Source organism: Streptomyces sp. NPDC006134 (assembly GCF_040628835.1).
Taxonomy (GTDB): domain Bacteria; phylum Actinomycetota; class Actinomycetes; order Streptomycetales; family Streptomycetaceae; genus Streptomyces.
This window is the reverse complement of sequence record NZ_JBEXTV010000035.1, coordinates 1-15,570: the sequence shown is the minus strand read 5'-3', so window position 1 is coordinate 15,570 and position 15,570 is coordinate 1. Positions and strand designations below refer to the sequence as shown.

General features: G+C 74.5%; 11 protein-coding genes and 1 pseudogene. 3 read left to right on the top strand and 9 right to left on the bottom strand.

The annotated features are described in order from the left end of the window. Window positions 1–2: 2 nt before the first annotated feature. Window positions 3–2,030, top strand: a complete 2,028-nt coding sequence (locus ABZ340_RS22565; RefSeq protein WP_358783597.1) for a fumarate reductase/succinate dehydrogenase flavoprotein subunit — start codon at window positions 3–5, stop codon at window positions 2,028–2,030. Beyond that, window positions 2,027–2,794: a succinate dehydrogenase/fumarate reductase iron-sulfur subunit gene (locus ABZ340_RS22560; RefSeq protein WP_358783596.1), complete on the top strand. Its 768-nt coding sequence runs from the start codon at window positions 2,027–2,029 to the stop codon at window positions 2,792–2,794. The genes ABZ340_RS22565 and ABZ340_RS22560 overlap by 4 nt, the downstream gene beginning before the upstream one ends. A 31-nt stretch (window positions 2,795–2,825) precedes the next feature. On the opposite strand, the pseudogene ABZ340_RS22555 reads toward ABZ340_RS22560, so the two are convergent. After that, window positions 2,826–3,842: pseudogene (locus ABZ340_RS22555) on the bottom strand (hypothetical protein); the annotation flags it as partial. Window positions 3,843–4,249: 407 nt separating this feature from the next. On the opposite strand from ABZ340_RS22555, the gene ABZ340_RS22550 reads away from it, so the two are divergent. Beyond that, on the top strand, window positions 4,250–5,875 hold the full coding sequence (locus ABZ340_RS22550) for a hypothetical protein (protein ID WP_358783595.1): 1,626 nt from the start codon (window positions 4,250–4,252) through the stop codon (window positions 5,873–5,875). A gap of 56 nt (window positions 5,876–5,931) precedes the next feature. On the opposite strand, the gene ABZ340_RS22545 is transcribed toward ABZ340_RS22550, so the two are convergent. From ABZ340_RS22545 to ABZ340_RS22510, 8 genes are all read right to left on the bottom strand, one after another. After that, window positions 5,932–8,580, bottom strand: a complete 2,649-nt coding sequence (locus ABZ340_RS22545; protein WP_358783594.1) for a SpoIIE family protein phosphatase — start codon at window positions 8,578–8,580, stop codon at window positions 5,932–5,934. Between the two features lie 220 nt (window positions 8,581–8,800). Further along, complete coding sequence (locus ABZ340_RS22540) at window positions 8,801–9,229, bottom strand: ATP-binding protein (protein ID WP_358783593.1); 429 nt, start codon at window positions 9,227–9,229, stop codon at window positions 8,801–8,803. A 221-nt stretch (window positions 9,230–9,450) separates the two neighbouring features. Next, window positions 9,451–9,900, bottom strand: a complete 450-nt coding sequence (locus tag ABZ340_RS22535; protein WP_358783592.1) for a (deoxy)nucleoside triphosphate pyrophosphohydrolase — start codon at window positions 9,898–9,900, stop codon at window positions 9,451–9,453. 160 nt (window positions 9,901–10,060) lie between these two features. Beyond that, window positions 10,061–10,252: an SPOR domain-containing protein gene (locus ABZ340_RS22530; protein WP_358783591.1), complete on the bottom strand. Its 192-nt coding sequence runs from the start codon at window positions 10,250–10,252 to the stop codon at window positions 10,061–10,063. A 443-nt stretch (window positions 10,253–10,695) separates the two neighbouring features. Then, complete coding sequence (locus ABZ340_RS22525; protein WP_358783590.1) at window positions 10,696–11,448, bottom strand: GntR family transcriptional regulator; 753 nt, start codon at window positions 11,446–11,448, stop codon at window positions 10,696–10,698. Between the two features lie 146 nt (window positions 11,449–11,594). Then, the gene (locus ABZ340_RS22520; protein ID WP_358783589.1) at window positions 11,595–12,797 is read right to left on the bottom strand and encodes a DUF4190 domain-containing protein; all 1,203 of its coding nucleotides are present in this window, start codon (window positions 12,795–12,797) and stop codon (window positions 11,595–11,597) included. Between the two features lie 350 nt (window positions 12,798–13,147). Next, entirely contained in the window at window positions 13,148–14,716 is a 1,569-nt protein-coding gene (locus ABZ340_RS22515) for a S8 family peptidase (protein ID WP_358783588.1), read from the bottom strand. A gap of 328 nt (window positions 14,717–15,044) precedes the next feature. Next, window positions 15,045–15,446: a hypothetical protein gene (locus ABZ340_RS22510; RefSeq protein ID WP_358783587.1), complete on the bottom strand. Its 402-nt coding sequence runs from the start codon at window positions 15,444–15,446 to the stop codon at window positions 15,045–15,047. Between the last annotated feature and the right edge of the window lie 124 nt (window positions 15,447–15,570).

The following is a 15,570-nucleotide window of genomic DNA, read 5'->3' as shown; positions in this document are numbered from 1 at the left end:
TGATGTCCGTGGCCGACCGGCAGGAGTGGGACGTCGTCGTGGTGGGCGCGGGCGGCGCCGGGCTGCGCGCCGCGATCGAGGCGCGCGAGCGGGGCGCCCGTACGGCGGTGATCTGCAAGTCGCTGTTCGGCAAGGCGCACACGGTGATGGCCGAGGGCGGCATCGCGGCGGCGATGGGCAACGTCAACGCGGGCGACAACTGGCAGGTCCACTTCCGCGACACCCTGCGCGGCGGCAAGTTCCTCAACCAGTGGCGGATGGCGGAGCTGCACGCCCGGGAGGCACCCGAGCGGGTGTGGGAGCTGGAGACCTGGGGCGCGCTGTTCGACCGCACGGAGGACGGCCGCATCTCGCAGCGCAACTTCGGCGGCCACGAGTACCCGCGCCTGGCGCACGTCGGCGACCGCACGGGCCTGGAGCTGATCCGCACCCTCCAGCAGAAGGTGGTGGCGCTCCAGCAGGAGGACCACCGCAGGACCGGCGACTACGAGTCCCGGCTGAAGGTCTTCCAGGAGTGCACGGTCACCCGGGTCCTCAAGGACGGCGAGCGGGTGTCCGGCGTCTTCGCCTACGAGCGCGAGACCGGCCGCTTCTTCGTCCTGGAGGCGCCCGCGGTGGTGATCGCCACCGGCGGCATCGGCAAGTCCTTCAAGGTCACGTCGAACTCGTGGGAGTACACCGGCGACGGCCACGCGCTGGCGCTGCTGGCGGGGGCGCCCCTGCTGAACATGGAGTTCGTGCAGTTCCACCCGACGGGCATGGTCTGGCCGCCGTCGGTGAAGGGCATCCTCGTCACCGAGTCGGTGCGCGGCGACGGCGGGGTGCTGCGCAACAGCGACGGCAGGCGGTTCATGTTCGACTATGTCCCCGACGTCTTCAAGGACAAGTACGCCGAGACCGAGGACGAGGCCGACCGCTGGTACGACGACCCGGACCGCAACCGGCGCCCGCCCGAGCTGCTGCCCCGCGACGAGGTGGCGCGGGCCATCAACACCGAGGTGAAGGAGGGCCGGGGCTCCCCGCACGGCGGTGTCTTCCTCGACGTGTCGACCCGGATGCCCGCCGAGGTGATCAAGCGGCGGCTGCCCTCCATGTACCACCAGTTCAAGGAGCTGGCCGACGTCGACATCACGGCGGAGGCGATGGAGGTCGGGCCCACCTGTCACTACGTGATGGGCGGCGTTGCCGTCGACTCCGACACGGCCGCCGCGCGCGGGGTGCCGGGGCTGTACGCGGCTGGTGAGGTCGCCGGCGGCATGCACGGCTCCAACCGGCTCGGCGGGAACTCGCTGTCCGACCTGCTGGTGTTCGGGCGGCGGGCGGGCCGGTACGCCGCCGAGTACGCGGCGGGCCTGGCCGGGGCACGCCCCCGGGTGGACGACGGGCAGGTGAGCGCCGCCGCCGCCGAGGCGCTGCGGCCCTTCTCCGCCGGGGCGCAGGCCGAGGAGCCGGCCGGCGGCCCGCCGGAGAACCCGTACACCCTCCACCAGGAACTCCAGCAGACGATGAACGACCTGGTCGGCATCATCCGCCGGGAGACGGAGATGAAGCAGGCCCTGGAGAAGCTGGCCGAGCTGCGCGGCCGGGCGCGCCGGGCCGGCGTCGAGGGGCACCGGCAGTTCAACCCCGGCTGGCACCTCGCCCTGGACCTGCGGAACATGCTGCTGGTCAGCGAGTGCGTGGCGCGGGCCGCGCTGGAGCGCACGGAGTCGCGCGGCGGGCACACCCGCGAGGACTTCCCGTCGATGGACCGCAGGTGGCGCCGGATCAACCTGCTGTGCCGGCTCACCGGCCCGGCGGACGGGGCCGCGGCGGAGGGCCCCGCGGCGGACGGGGGCGCGGCGGAGGGCCCCGCGGCGGACGGGGGCGCGGCGCCGGGCCCGGCCGGTGACCTGCCGGCGCCCGACCCGGCCCGCGGCCGCATCGGGCTCACCCGCGAGACCACCGAACCCATCCGCCCCGACCTGCTCGCCCTCTTCGAGAAGGAGGAGCTGGTCAAGTACCTGGCCGAAGAGGAGCTGACCGAATGAGCGGCTACGAGGCCCGCTTCCAGGTGTGGCGGGGGGACGCCGGGGGCGGCGGCCTGAAGGACTACACGGTCGAGGTGAACGACGGCGAGGTGGTCCTCGACATCGTCCACCGCCTCCAGGCCACCCAGGCCCCCGACCTCGCCGTGCGCTGGAACTGCAAGGCGGGCAAGTGCGGTTCGTGCTCGGCGGAGATCAACGGACGGCCACGCCTGATGTGCATGACCCGCATGTCCGTCTTCGCCCGGGACGAGACGGTCACCGTCACCCCCCTGCGCGCCTTCCCCGTCATCCGCGACCTGGTGACGGACGTCGGCTTCAACTACGCCAAGGCCCGGCAGGTCCCGGCGTTCGTCCCGCCGGCCGGGCTGGGGCCCGGCGAGTACCGCATGATGCAGGAGGACGTGGACCGCCCGCAGGAGTTCCGCAAGTGCATCGAGTGCTTCCTGTGCCAGGACACCTGCCATGTCGTCCGCGACCACGAGGAGAACAAGCCGGCGTTCGCCGGTCCCCGCTTCCTGATGCGCGTCGCCGAGCTGGACATGCACCCCCTGGACGCGGCGGCCGAGGCGGGCCTGGACCGCAGGAGCACCGCCCAGGACGAGCACGGCCTCGGCTACTGCAACATCACCAAGTGCTGCACGGAGGTCTGCCCCGAGGGCATCAAGATCACCGACAACGCGCTGATCCCGCTGAAGGAGCGGGCCGTCGACCGCAAGTACGACCCGCTGGTGTGGCTGGGATCGAAGATCAGGCGGCGGTCCTAGCCCGGCCGTGTCGTCTCGGGCCGGGCGGCCCTCACCGCACCCAGCCCTCCCGGTACGCCCGCCAGTCCGCCTCCGTCGCCGCGAAGTCGATGTACAGGGCCACGCCGAAGCGGGCGCGGCCGGCGTCCGTGCGAGACAGGCCGAGGCGGACGCCGCGGACGGCCGCGGGGACGGTCTCGGCGTGGTCCCAGTGGCCGAAACGGTTCTCGTGGAAGAAGGGCAGGCCCATCAGCAGGTCGGTGGTGGGCGGGGTGGCTTCCAGGGCGAGCGAGGTCTGCCGGGCGACGTATCCGCCGTAGGTGCTCTCCAGCGGCTGCATCGTGTCGTACGACATGACGGCGATCTGGTCGACGCGGCGGGCCACCTGCCCGAAGAACTCCTGCGACCACCACTTGGGGTGCCCGGTGACGGCGCCCCAGAAGGAGTGGAAGCCCGGCAGCGGGTCGATCTGGTGCGCGGCCACCGACAGCCGCGCGTCCCGGGCCCGGGTGAGGCGGCGCAGGTCGTCCAGGAGCGAGAGGTAGTGGCGGTCGCCGGAGTGCAGGGGCTCCAGGTCGAGGTGGACGCCGTCGTAGCCCGTGTCGAGCACCTGGCGGGCGGAGCGGACGACGGCGGCGCGGGTGGCGGAACGTTCCAGCCGCATGCCGTCGGGGCTCTCGGTCGCAAGGACGTCGCCGAGGAAGGCCTGGACGCGGACGCCGGGCAGCACCCGGTGCACCCCGTCGGTCAGCCAACGGGCCCGTGGGTACAGCGACGCCGGCAGCGTGCCGTCGTGCTCCAGCGGGCCGGTGTGGACGTACAGGTCGCGGATGCCGGTGTCCCGCAGGCGCCGGGCGAGGGCGGCGAGGTCGGCGTCGTCCCTGCGGCCGTCGACCCAGGCGTGGCCGAGCCAGAGGGCGTCGCGGTTCCTGGTGTACGTGCCGTCGGCCGGATCGCCCGCGTAATTGACGCGCAGGGCCGTCTCGGCGGCGAGGAGGGGAAGGAGCACGGCGAGGACGAGGGCCAGCGCGGTACGGCGGGCCCGGCGCAGCCACCGGGGCGGGCGACGGCGGCCCTCGGTCCCCTCGGCCTCCGAGGCTCTCCCCGTCCCCCCGGCTCCCTCACTCGCCTCGGCCTCCGAGGCTCTCCCCGTCCCCCCGGTCTCCTCACTCCCCTCGGCCTCCGAGGCTCTCCCCGTCCCCTCGGCTCCCTCACTCGCCTCGGCCTCCGAGGCTCCCCCCGTCCCCCCGGCTCCCTCACTCGCCTCGGCCTCGTCGGCTCGCCCGGCCTCGTCGGCTCGCCCGGCCCCGTCGGCTCGCCCGGCCTCCGGTTCGGTGGCCCCGGCGGACGGCTCCGGCCCCGTCTCTCCCCCGTCCCGCCCCGCATGCCCCGTCCGCTCCATCGGCCCGCCCCTCGTGTGTCGGCCACCCGGCGCCCCGGTCGCGGAGCCGCACTCCAGCTCATACGCTCCGGAATGTGACGCCATCCTTGATACGGGGCCGGCCGCGTGGCGCCGCAGCGCACATATCCGTGCGGGTGGCGCACGCCGTGCTGGGCAGTGCGGCCGGACTGGTGTGGCTGGTGTTGCCGGGGATGACGACACGGACCGACGTTCCGGTTGCGCTCACCGGTGGTCTCCCGGCGGCGAGCGCCGCCGCGCCGGCCGCCATGGTGGGCGCGTCACCCTGCGCGGCGGCCGGTGCGGCGGCCGGCGCGGCGGCCAGCGCGCGGGGCGACACCTCCACCGCCGACCTCGCCCTCCCCCTCCTCGCGGCGAGCGCCGCGGCGGCGCTGGCGGGCTACGGCTACGTACGGCGCACCCGCCGCGCCCGGACCAGGACCACCCCCGGCGGCGCGCCCGTCTCCCCGCCCGAGCCGCCCGTCGCCGAGCTCGACGCCCGCACCCGGGCGGCGCTGGTCGAGACCGACGACTGCGTCCGCACCAGCCGTGAGGAGCTGGACTTCGCCGGGGACCTCCTCGGCCCGGCGGCGCAGCCGTTCGCAGCGGCCCTGCGGACGGCGCAGGCCGAACTGTCGGCGGCCTTCCGGATGCGGCAGCGCTACGACGACGGCGTCCCGGAGGAGACCACGGCCCGGCGGCACGCCCTGGCGGGCATGGCCGGGCGGTGCCTGGAGGCGGGGCGGCGGCTGGACGCGGTGGCCGCCGGTCTCGACCGGGCACGCGGCCTGGAGCGCGACCCCGGAAAGGCGCTGAAGGAGGCGGAGGCCCGGTTCCGGGAGCTGACCTCCCGTACGTCCGCCGCGGTCACCACGCTCACGGAGCTCGCCCGGCGGTACCCGCCGTCCGCCACCGCCCCGGTCACCCGGTACCCCGAACAGGCCGAGGACCGGCTGGTCTTCGCCACCGCCCGGCTCAATCTCGCCCGTCAGGCCGCCGACCTGGGCGACCTTCCCCGGGCGGCCGGGCACCTGCGGGCCGCCGAGAGCGCCGTGGCCCAGGCCGGTGTGCTGGTGGGCGCCGTCGAGCGGCTCGCGGCGGACCTGGCGGCGGCGGTACGGCTGGTGCCGGCCGCGCTGACCGGGGCGGAGGCGGAGCTGGCGGCCCTGCGGGCCGAGGCGGAGGGGCCCTTCGGGGAGCCGCGGGCACGGCTGGGGCAGGCCGACGGCGTCCTGGCCGCCGTACGGGAGGAGGTGACGGGCGGGCCGTACGACCCGCTCGACGCGCTGCGGCGGATCGTGCGGGCCGTCGCGGCGGCGGGGGCCGGGCGGGAGGGGGTGCTGTCCGCCGCGGCGCTGCTCTGCGCCCGCGTCACCACCGCCGCCACCGCCGCCTTCCTCGTCACGCACCGGGGCGCGGTGGGCGCCGAGGCGCGCACCCGGCTCGCGGAGGCGGAGCGGCTCCTGGCCGCGCGTCCGGCGGAGCCGCTGGCCGCCGACGCGCTGGCCCGCCGGGCGCGGGAGCTCGCCGCCCGGGACGTACGGCAGTACGGCGGGCCGTCCGCCGCCGGAGCCGGGGACGTGAACTGGACGGACGGGGCCGTCCTCGCCGGCATCCTGCTGGGCGGGGACCCGGACGGCGGCCCGCCCGCGAGCTTCGGCGGGCCGCGCACGAGGGCGCGGCGGGCGCACCGGGCGCAGTGACGCCGTCGGCGCCCTCGCGCCGGGCCCGCGCCGGGACGACAGGCACCGGCCTTGCGTCAGAACAGGCTCAGCAGCGCCTCCGCCGGGTCCGCCGGGCCGTCGTCGTCGCCCGGCAGGGGCAGCTCGAACCAGACCGTCTTGCCGCGCGGGGTGCGCCGGGAGCCCCAGGCGGCGCTGAGCAGGCCGACGAGTTGCAGGCCCCGGCCGCCCTCGTCGGTGTCGCGGGCGCGGCGGCGGCGCGGCTGGACCAGGCCGGAGTCCCAGACCTCGCACACCAGCGTGCGGTCCAGGAGCAGCCGCAGTCTGATCTCCCCCTCGCCGTAGCGCAGCGCGTTGGTGACCAGCTCGCTGACGAGCAGTTCGGTGGTGTCGACCAGGGGTTCCAGGCCCCAGGCGAGCAGCCGCTCGCGCGTGTGTTCGCGGGCCCGGCCCACGCTGCGCGGCTCGCGCGGCAGGGTCCAGTCGCCGACGTTCCCGGCGGGCAGGCCCTGGACGCGGGCCATGAGCAGGGCGATGTCGTCCTCGCCGTGGTGGGTGCCGAGGGTGTCGAGGACGTGGTCGCAGACGTCCTCCAGGGGGCGGGTGGGGTCGGTGAGGGCGCCGACGAATGCCTGGAGGCCCTCGTCCAGGGGGTGGTCGCGGGATTCGACCAGGCCGTCCGTGTAGAGGGCGAGGAGCGAGCCCTCGGGGAGTTCGACCTCCACCTCCTCGAAGGGTTCCCCGCCGACACCGAGCGGCATGCCGGGCGGCACGTCGAGCATGCGGGCCGGCCGGCCGGGTTCGACCAGGACGGGCGGCAGGTGGCCGGCGTTGGCGAAGGTGCAGCGCCGGGTGACGGCGTCGTAGACGGCGTAGACGCAGGTCGCCAGGTACACCTCGGACAGGTCGGCCTCGCGGGGGCGGCGGGCGGCGCGGGTGGCCTGCCGGACGCCTCCCCCGAAGGCCTGGGCGGGGCCGCCGGGGGCGCCCAGGCCGCGGGCGATCTCGTCCAACTGGGCGAGGACCTCCGCCGGTTCGAGGTCGAGCTGGGCCAGGGTGCGCACCGCCGTGCGCAGTTCACCCATGGCGACGGCGGCGCGCAGGCCGCGGCCCATGACGTCGCCGACGACCAGCGCGGTGCGGTGGCCGGGCAGTTCGATGACGTCGAACCAGTCGCCGCCGACCTCGCTGGGCCGCCCGGTGGCCGCGTTGCCCGGCAGATAGCGGCAGGCGATGTCCAGGCCGGATGCCTCCGGGTCGCCGGGCGGGAGCAGGGAGCGCTGGAGGATCAGGGCACGTTCGTGCTCGCGCCGGTACAGGCGGGCGTTGTCGATGCAGACGGCGGCCCGCGCGGCCAGTTCCACGGCGAGCTCGCGGTCGCGGTCGCCGAACGGCTCGCTGCCCTTGGTCCGGGCGAACTGCGCGAGCCCCACGACCGTGTCGTGCGCGACCATCGGGACGGCGAGCGTGGACTGCACCAGGCCGCCGTCCTCGGCGGGGACGGACCGCGGGCGGGCGGTACGCAGGGCGTCGGCGCAGGGCGAGTTGAAGGGGAAGTGGTGGACGGCGCCGACCGGGACCCGCTGGCCGGAGCCGAGGAAGGGGACGTCGGAGACGGCGCTGGCGAAGGCGACACGGCGCAGCTCGGCGCTGCCGTCGGCGAGTCCGGGCGGGGTCTCGTCGCCGGCGAGCAGACCCTGGTAGAGGTCGACGGTGGCCAGGTCGCAGAAGCCGGGGACGACGACGTCGAGGAGTTCGCGGGCGGTGGTCTCCAGGTCCAGGGAGTTGCCGATGCGGGCGCCGGCCTCGTTGAGGAGGGCGAGGTTGCGCCGGGCGGCGGCGGCCTCGCGGGCGGCGGCGCGGCGGGCGGTGATGTCGGTGCCGAGCCAGGCGATGCCGATGGGGCGGCCGGTGCCGCTGTGGACGCGGTAGAGGTTGACGGACCAGTTGCGGCGCTCGTCGGAGCCCGGGACGTGACCGGTGACGTGCATGTCCGTGATGGAGTCGCCGGTCTCCAGCACCCGGCGCAGGGTCGCGGCGACGCGCTCGGCCTCGCCGCGCGGCAGGTAGTCGTGGACGCCCTTGCCGCGGTGGTCGTCGGGGGTGCCGCCGAAGACGGACGCGAAACGCTGGTTGGCGCGGCGGATCCGCAGGTCGGTGTCGATCAGCAGGAAGCCGAAGGGGGACTGCCCGAAGATGGCCTGCGAGGCGGCGAGGTCGGTCTCGATGGTGCGCAGGGTGCGCACGTCGACGACGATGCACACGGCGGCCTTCTCGCCGTCCTCGGTGCGCGTCGGCATGACGTAGACCTCGGCCAGTCCGCGCCGGCCGCACGTCCCGCCGGCGCCGTCGGGCAGCCGGAAGGGGACCACCCCGGTCCACTCGCGTCCGTCGAGGATCTCGGCCATCTTGCGCTGGCCCCGCTCGCGCAGGTCGGGGTCGATGAAGACCTCGATGGGGTCCGTGCCGACGGCGCGCCCGGCGGGGATGCCGAAGAGCTGCTCCGCGCGCAGGCTCCACTGCTCGACGAGCCCGTCGGGGCCGATGGAGAAGGACGCGACCTTGATGTAGTCGTAGATGGAGCCGGGCGGACTGCTCTGCCACATCGCGTCCCCGGGCGGCAGCACGCCGGAAGCCGTCCCGTCCGCGGCCACCGTCCGTACACCGTCCGACGGGCCGCCCGCCGGGTCGTCGGAGCTCGTGGCCCTCGCTGGTATCTCGCTCACGCGAACCGTCCCCTCCAGCTCACCGCGTCCGGCACCGGTCACCGGGGGCGGCTGCCCGCAGTATCCAGCACTACGGTGCCGCACAACACGGTGTTCACGATCACAGCACGATCCCGATGCTTTGTGGACCGGACCGTGACAACACTTCCCGTCTTCTAACCAGCGGACACGCCCTCGAATCACGCCTTTCGGCGTCGGGTGCCGGCGCCGCCCCCGCCCGTCACCGGGGCACGGCGAGTTCGAACCAGACCGTCTTGCCCGCCTCGTCGGGACGGGTGCCCCAGCGGCGGGTGGAGGAGGCCACCAGCTGCAGGCCGCGCCCGCCCTCGTCCTCGGGGCGGGCGATCCGTGCGTGGGGCATGTCGGGGAGCGAGTCGGACACCTCCACGCGCAGGACGCCGTCCCGGGCGGAGGGCGCGACGAGGCGGAGGCCGATGGGGCCGGTGGCGTACCGCAGGGCGTTGGTGACGAGCTCGCTGACGAGCAGGACGGTGAGGTCGCCCACGCTGTCGAGGCCCCAGCCGCGCAGCCGGCCGCGGACGAGGGACCGGGCGGTCCGGACGGTGCCCGGTTCCGCGGGAAAGGACCACTCGACGCAGTCGCCGTCGATGTCGGTCACGCCGATCACTTCCCCGGCCAGCCGGCCCACCGATGTACGGTTTCGTGTGGTTAATGGCCACATACCCGGTATCGCACCGCCGGTACCACCCGGGACCGGCCAGGACCGGCCGGTGGCGCATGGGACCGGGGCCAGGACCGGCCGGTGGCGCATGGGACCGGCCAGGACCGGCCGGTGGCGCATGGGGTCGCGCACGGCGTACGGGGGTGCTCGCACCGGAGGGCGGGAGAGCCGCACTCCCCCGCCGCGCCTCAGAGCCCCCGGCGCCTCTTCTGCCCGGGGCTCTCAGTCGCCGGGGGCCGCCTCCAGTCGAGATGCGCGAGGGTCCGGCGGACGGCCGGCACGTCCTGGTCGAGCCAGGGCACGTCCCAGACGTCCGCGGGCGTGAGCCAGCGCAACGCGTCGTGGTCCTGGAGGGGTGCGGGGGCGGCGGAGCCGGGCAGCAGGCGGGCCGTCCACACGTGCAGGACGTACGGGGATCTCAGCGGCCACTCCCCGGGGACGCGCTCGCCGGCCTCGGCCTCCACGCCCAGTTCCTCGCGCAGTTCGCGCACGAGTGCCGCCTCGGGCGCCTCGCCCGCCTCGACCTTGCCGCCGGGCAGCTCCCAGCGGCCGGCCAGCTCGGCCGGTGCGCTGCGGCGCGCGGCGAGGAGGCGTCCACCGTCGAACAGGGCGGCGCCCACCACGATCCGTACCGTCATGCGCCGGAGCCTACGGGAGGGCGGGGAGGGCGGTACGGGCACCCTCGGGGGCCGCCGCCGGGCCGGGCGGCGGCCTTCGGCCTCGGGCGCGCCTCACGCGCGCCGTGCAGGCGCCGTGCACGTGACGTGCCGCGCGCGGCGGGTCGGTCGCTCACACCGGTCAGTCGCCCGCGCCGGTGCCGTTCTGGCCGATCCTCTCGACCCAGTAGAGCTGCTTGTGGCCGCGGCCGTCCAGGCTGTCCACGATCCTCTGGGCCTCGGCCTGGGTCGCGTACCGGCCCACGCGGTAGCGGTTGCCGTTGTCGTCCTGCCGGATGACAAGCCAGGGCAGAGTGACCTTGCTGTCGTTCATCGTGCCCCTCCCCTTCTCGCCCGCGGTCCGCACCGGACCCCGCCCACCGAAGAAACCCCGATCCGCATATGCCCGAGCCTACGCCTAACCTTTACGCACCGGATACGGCTTTTCACAAAGAGGTACGCAACCAGCCAGAACGCAGGGGGCGCACAACACCGAACGCGCCGCCCCGTACACGGACTCCTCCGGTCGGCGCCCTGCCGGGCGGCCGGGGGGCGACCTGCGAGAACGGCCGGATTCCAGCGCCGCGGGAACGGTCCGCGCCCGCCGGAACCACCGGCGGGCGCGCGGGAGGGGCGTGCGGGGCGCACGGGAGATGTGCGCCGGTCGCCCGGAACCGCGGGCCCGCCGGCGGCCCGCGGAGGACGGTGATGGCCCGCGGAGGGCGGCGGCCCGCAGAGAACGGTGATGGCCCGCGGAGAACGGTGGCCGCCCGCGGCCTACTTCACGGGCAGGTGGTACGCCACCCGGTACCGGTCCGCCGGGATCACCACGTCGGCCGTCTCCACCGGGCGGCCCGAGGCGTAGAACGTGCGGTGGACGACGAGGACGGCATGGCCGGGGACCCCGCCCAGGGCGAGCAGCTCCTCGGCGAGGCCGGGGCGGGCGCCGACCTCCTCGGTGACGTTGTCGACGACGACGTCGATGGCGGCCATGCGCTCGACCACGCCCATGCCGCCGAGCGGCCCCTCCTCGGGCAGCATCACGGGCGTGCGCCCCGTCAGGGCCAGCGGCTCCCAGGACGTGGAGAGCATCATCGCCTCGCCGCCCTCACGGAAGACGTACTTCGTGCACATCACGCGGTCGCCGGGCTCGATGGCCAGCCGCTCGGCCACGGCGGCGCTCGCCTCGGTCTGCTCGCTGCGCGACTCCCAGGTGCCGCGCACCCCGGCGTCGGCCTGCTCCTGACGGAAGGGCGTGGCCCCGTCGGCCGGGCGGTACCCGGAGCGGGCGACGCGCCGGGGCACGGGCCGCTCGCGCACGTACGTCCCCGAGCCGGAGCGGCCCTCGACCAGGCCCTCGGCCATGAGCACCTTGCGCGCCTCCAGGGCGACGGTGTCCGAGACGCCGTACTCCTCGCGGATGCGGGCCTGGGACGGGAGACGGGTGTGCGGTGGCAGCAGGCCGTCGACGATCTTCTTGCGGAGATCACCCGCGACGCGCAGGTACGCCGGCTGCTCACCGAATGTCACTGGCCGCTCCCATCAGCTGTACAGACAGCAACAGCGTGGCAACCACAGGTTGTGCCAGGCAAGCAAAGGCCAGAGATTCACCCGAAGTGATGACATGCCCCGGCGCAGGGCTTTACGCAGGCACTTTCTCCCCACTACGGCGGCCCTCACACCTGCATGCCGCCGGCCTCCTCCGCGCTGCCGTCCCCCTCGCCGCCGGTGCCGCCGCCCTCGCCGCCGTCGCCCTCCTCGTACACCGGCGGGGTGGTGGCCAGTCCCAGGGCCTCGCGCGCGGCGACCGACTTCTCCGGGGCGATGAGGTCGTAGCCCCTCTCGTAGTGCTCGTAGAAGGTGTCGGCGTCGGTGGTCGCGGCGGCCCGCGCCCACTCCTCCCGCGCGGCGTCCAGTTCCGCGGCCAGTTCGGTGAGCTGCCGCCGCGCGCCCTCGGACCAGGTGTGCGCGCGCAGCAGCCCCGCCTGCTCGGTGAGGGCGCCGGTCATCCGCCCGGCCCATTCCCGGTGACCGGGCAGGTCGTCCTCGACGTACTCCGTGTCGGGCTCGGACTCCAGGGCGGTGTTCAGGACGCGGGCGGCCTTCAGGTAGGCGACCTGGTCCGCGTCGAGGGTCGTCTCGTCCTTGCGCAGGGAGCCCGTGAGGGTGCCTCCGGTCTCCGTGCTGCCGAACAGGCAGGTGACCTCCCGGTCGCCGGCGCGCCAGCTCTGCCGGGTCGGCATGAAGTAGTACATGTCGACGTCCTCGGGCACGGCCCAGGTGTCCATGGCGTACTCGTCCTCCAGGGCGTAGCACCTGTCCTCGGCGGTCCGCGCGATCCCGTCCTCGCCGGGGTAGGGCCCGGACGGGAGGTCGAAGACGGCGAAGACCTCGCCGTGGTGGCCGCCCGCGCAGGGCACCTCGTCGACGCCGTAGGCGTATCCCTCCAGCGAACCGCCGGGGGTGACGAAGCACTCCCCCTTCACGAGCGAGTACGCCGTGCCCTCGCCCCGCGCGGCGTCGCGGAAGCCGTCCCAGAGCTCGGCCACGGCACCGGTGGCGAGCGACACCGTCCACAGGGCGAGCCCGAGGGCGGACAGCACGGATCCGGCCACGGCGAAGCCCTTGCCGCGCTGGCCCTTCCGCTTGATCTGACGCAGCGCCACCAGCCCGAGGACCAGTCCGACGGCCGGCAGGAAACAGAGCAGGCCGAGGACGAGCGCGGCGATCGCGACGCCGTTGACGGGCGCCTGGGCGGCGTACGGGCCGTAAGGTCGGCCCCAGGTCTGCTGCGGCTGCGCGGGGTACGGCGCCTGCGGGTACGCCCCGTAGGGGTCGTGGGGCTGGTGGGGCCCTGGGGGCGGCGGGGGTATGGACACGGGTACCGTGCTCCTGCTTCAGGCGGCGGTGCGGGCGCCGGGAGTGACGACGGCGAGGACGGCGACGAGACGACGGCGCGGCGGACTGCCGCACGACTGTGCGACTGAGGCATGGTAAGCGCGGGGCCGAGGACCTCGGCAGACTTCCCCTCACCGGCGGCTCGCACACGTCATCGGCGTACTCCCGGGTGTGCGCCGGAGAGTTCGGCTCTCCCCTCTTCCCTCCTTCCCCCTCCTCTCTCTCCTTCTCTCCCTCCCCTCCGCCGCACACGGCTCGTCCTCGCGGCGGGCGGGCCGGGTCACCGGTCCGGGGCCGTGCCGCGAGGACGAGGGGAGTCACCGAGCGGGCGTCAGAACTGCAGCGCCCAGGCGTCGATGCGGCCGGTGTCCCGTGCCGAGTTGTCGCTGACCCTGAGCTTCCAGGTGCCGTTCGCGGCCTCGGCGGAGGCGTTGACGGTGTACGTGGTGTCGATGTTGTCCGCGCTGCCGCCGGTGCCGTACGGCTTCAGCGTGTACGCCGTGCCGTCGGGGGCGACCAGCTGGACCTGGAGGTCGCCGATGTAGGTGTGGACGATGTGCACCTCGACGGCGAGCGCCGAGGGCGCGTTGCCCGCGACGCCGGAGACGGTCACCGGGGACTCGACGGTGGTGTTGTCGCCGATCGCGTAGTCGCCGGTGTTCTCGAAGCGGGCGCCGGGCGGGGTGGTCGTGCCGCCGCCGACGTGCAGGAGCCGGTTGGGCGAGCCGGTGCCCGGGTTGGTGACGACGCCGGTGGTGGCGGCGGACGTCAGCGCGGCGGAGACCTGGGCGGGGGTGGCCGTGGGGTGGTCGGCCAGGTAGAGCGCGGCGGCCCCGGCGACGTGCGGGGACGCCATCGACGTACCGGAGATGGTGTTCGTGGCCGAGTCGCCGGTGTGCCAGGAGGAGGTGATGGAGGAGCCCGGCGCGAACAGGTCCAGGGACGTGCCGTAGTTGGAGTAGCTCGCGCGCGCGTCGCTCGACGTGGTGGCGCCGACGGTGATCGCCTCGGCGACGCGGGCGGGCGACCGGGTGGAGGCGTTGGTGGACTCGTTGCCGGCGGCGACGGCGAAGGTGACGCCGGAGGCGATGGCGTTGCGGACGGCGGTGTCGAGGGCGGTGTCGGCGCCGCCGCCGAGGGACATGTTGGCGACGGCCGGCTTGACCGCGTTGCGGGCCACCCAGTCGATGCCGGCGACGACCTGGGCGGTGGTGCCGGAACCGGAGTTGTTCAGCACCCGCACACCGACGATCTTCGCCTTCTTGGCGACGCCGTGGGCGTTGCCCGCCACCGTGCCGGCGACGTGGGTGCCGTGGCCGTTGCCGTCCTGGGCGGTGTTGTCGTTGTCGATGGCGTCGTAGCCGTAGGAGGCCCGGCCGCCGAAGTCGGTGTGCGTGATGCGGACGCCGGTGTCGATGACGTACGCCGTCACGCCCTGCCCGGCCGAGTCCGGGTAGGTGTACGAGCCGTTCAGCGGCAGGCTGCGCTGGTCGATCCGGTCCAGGCCCCAGGAGGGCGGGCTCGGCTGGGTGCCGGTGGCGGTGAAGACGCGGTCCTGGACGACGGAGGCGACGGCCGGGTCGGCGGCCAGGCGCTTCGCCTCGGCCTCGGACGCCTCGATCGCGTAGCCGTTGAGGGCCTTGGTGTACGTGCGCTCGATGTCCGCGCCGTACTTCTTCGCCAGGGCGCGGCCCTCGGCGGAGCCGGCCTTCTCCGTCTTCAGGGTGACGATGTAGCTGCCGGCGACGGCGTTGGCGGCGTCCTCGTACTGGATCCGGCCCTCGGCGGCGGCCGGGGCGGCACCCGCGGGGAGGGCGGAGACGAGGCTCGCGGCGAGCGCGGCGGTGGTCGCGGCGCCGATCGCGGCCAGTCTTCGGCGGGTGTGACGCATCACGGTCATGTGAGGGGTCCTCCTCAGTCGGTGGTGCGCGGTGGGGTCGGTGCACGCCCATCGAGCCACCCGGAAGACATGTTCATGTCAACGTTGGGCGGCGTTTGTGCGTCAGCCGAAAGATTGGGGCCTGCGGAGGAATTGCACAAGGGTCCCGCGAAGCTTTGGCCGACGGACGTGCGGGGCCCCGCTCGGATGTGCGGGGCCCTGCGCTCCGGCCGGACGGCGGGGCCTCGGACGTCACAGGCGGCATCCGGCCGCGGGTCTGGCATACGGCGTCGTCGGTGACGCCTTCGCCCGGCCGCTCCGAAACGGCGCTCACCGGGGCCCGGGCTCCCTACGCGACGGGGGAACCGGTGACGGGAACGCCGGGGTCGTCGGCGAGGTGGATCCACAGTCCCTGTGCCGGATCACCCGCGGCACACGGTCGCGCTTCCAGACCATGGCGCGCCAGAGCGGACCGGACCGCGGAATAGTGCGCGCCGCGGAACTCACGGAACCCGACCGTAAGGGACCTCACGTTGCTCTGCGCTCCCGCGAAGTCGCGCGAGACGTACCCCGGCAAGTACCGCACGGACGTGCCCCACGTGAACTTCTTGCTCCTCAACTGGCCGGCCAGGCGGCCGAAGAGACGGTCCACGTGCCTTTCCCAGCGGCCGGGATCGCGGCTCATCGACAGGGCCAGTCTCGCGGGCGACAGGAAATGGGCCAAGGGGTGCCTCATGTCGATGCCGTCCACACCGTGAGCCGTTTCCAACTTGGCTGAGGGACCGGCCGGTTGGTGTGGGGGCGGCGTTGAGGAAGAGGTGAAGCTCCTGGTAGATGGGTTGTCGACCAAGATCAACCTGTCCGCCCGGAGCTTC

Bases quoted from the DNA above. Each gene is read 5' to 3' on its own strand.
- ABZ340_RS22565 (WP_358783597.1), top strand. From the start codon at position 3: ATGTCCGTGGCCGACCGGCAGGAGTGGGACGTCGTCGTGGTGGGCGCG.
- ABZ340_RS22530 (WP_358783591.1), bottom strand. From the start codon at position 10,252: ATGAACGACAGCAAGGTCACTCTGCCCTGGCTTGTCATCCGGCAGGAC.
- ABZ340_RS22560 (WP_358783596.1), top strand. From the start codon at position 2,027: ATGAGCGGCTACGAGGCCCGCTTCCAGGTGTGGCGGGGGGACGCCGGG.
- ABZ340_RS22515 (WP_358783588.1), bottom strand. From the start codon at position 14,716: ATGACCGTGATGCGTCACACCCGCCGAAGACTGGCCGCGATCGGCGCC.
- ABZ340_RS22535 (WP_358783592.1), bottom strand. From the start codon at position 9,900: ATGACGGTACGGATCGTGGTGGGCGCCGCCCTGTTCGACGGTGGACGC.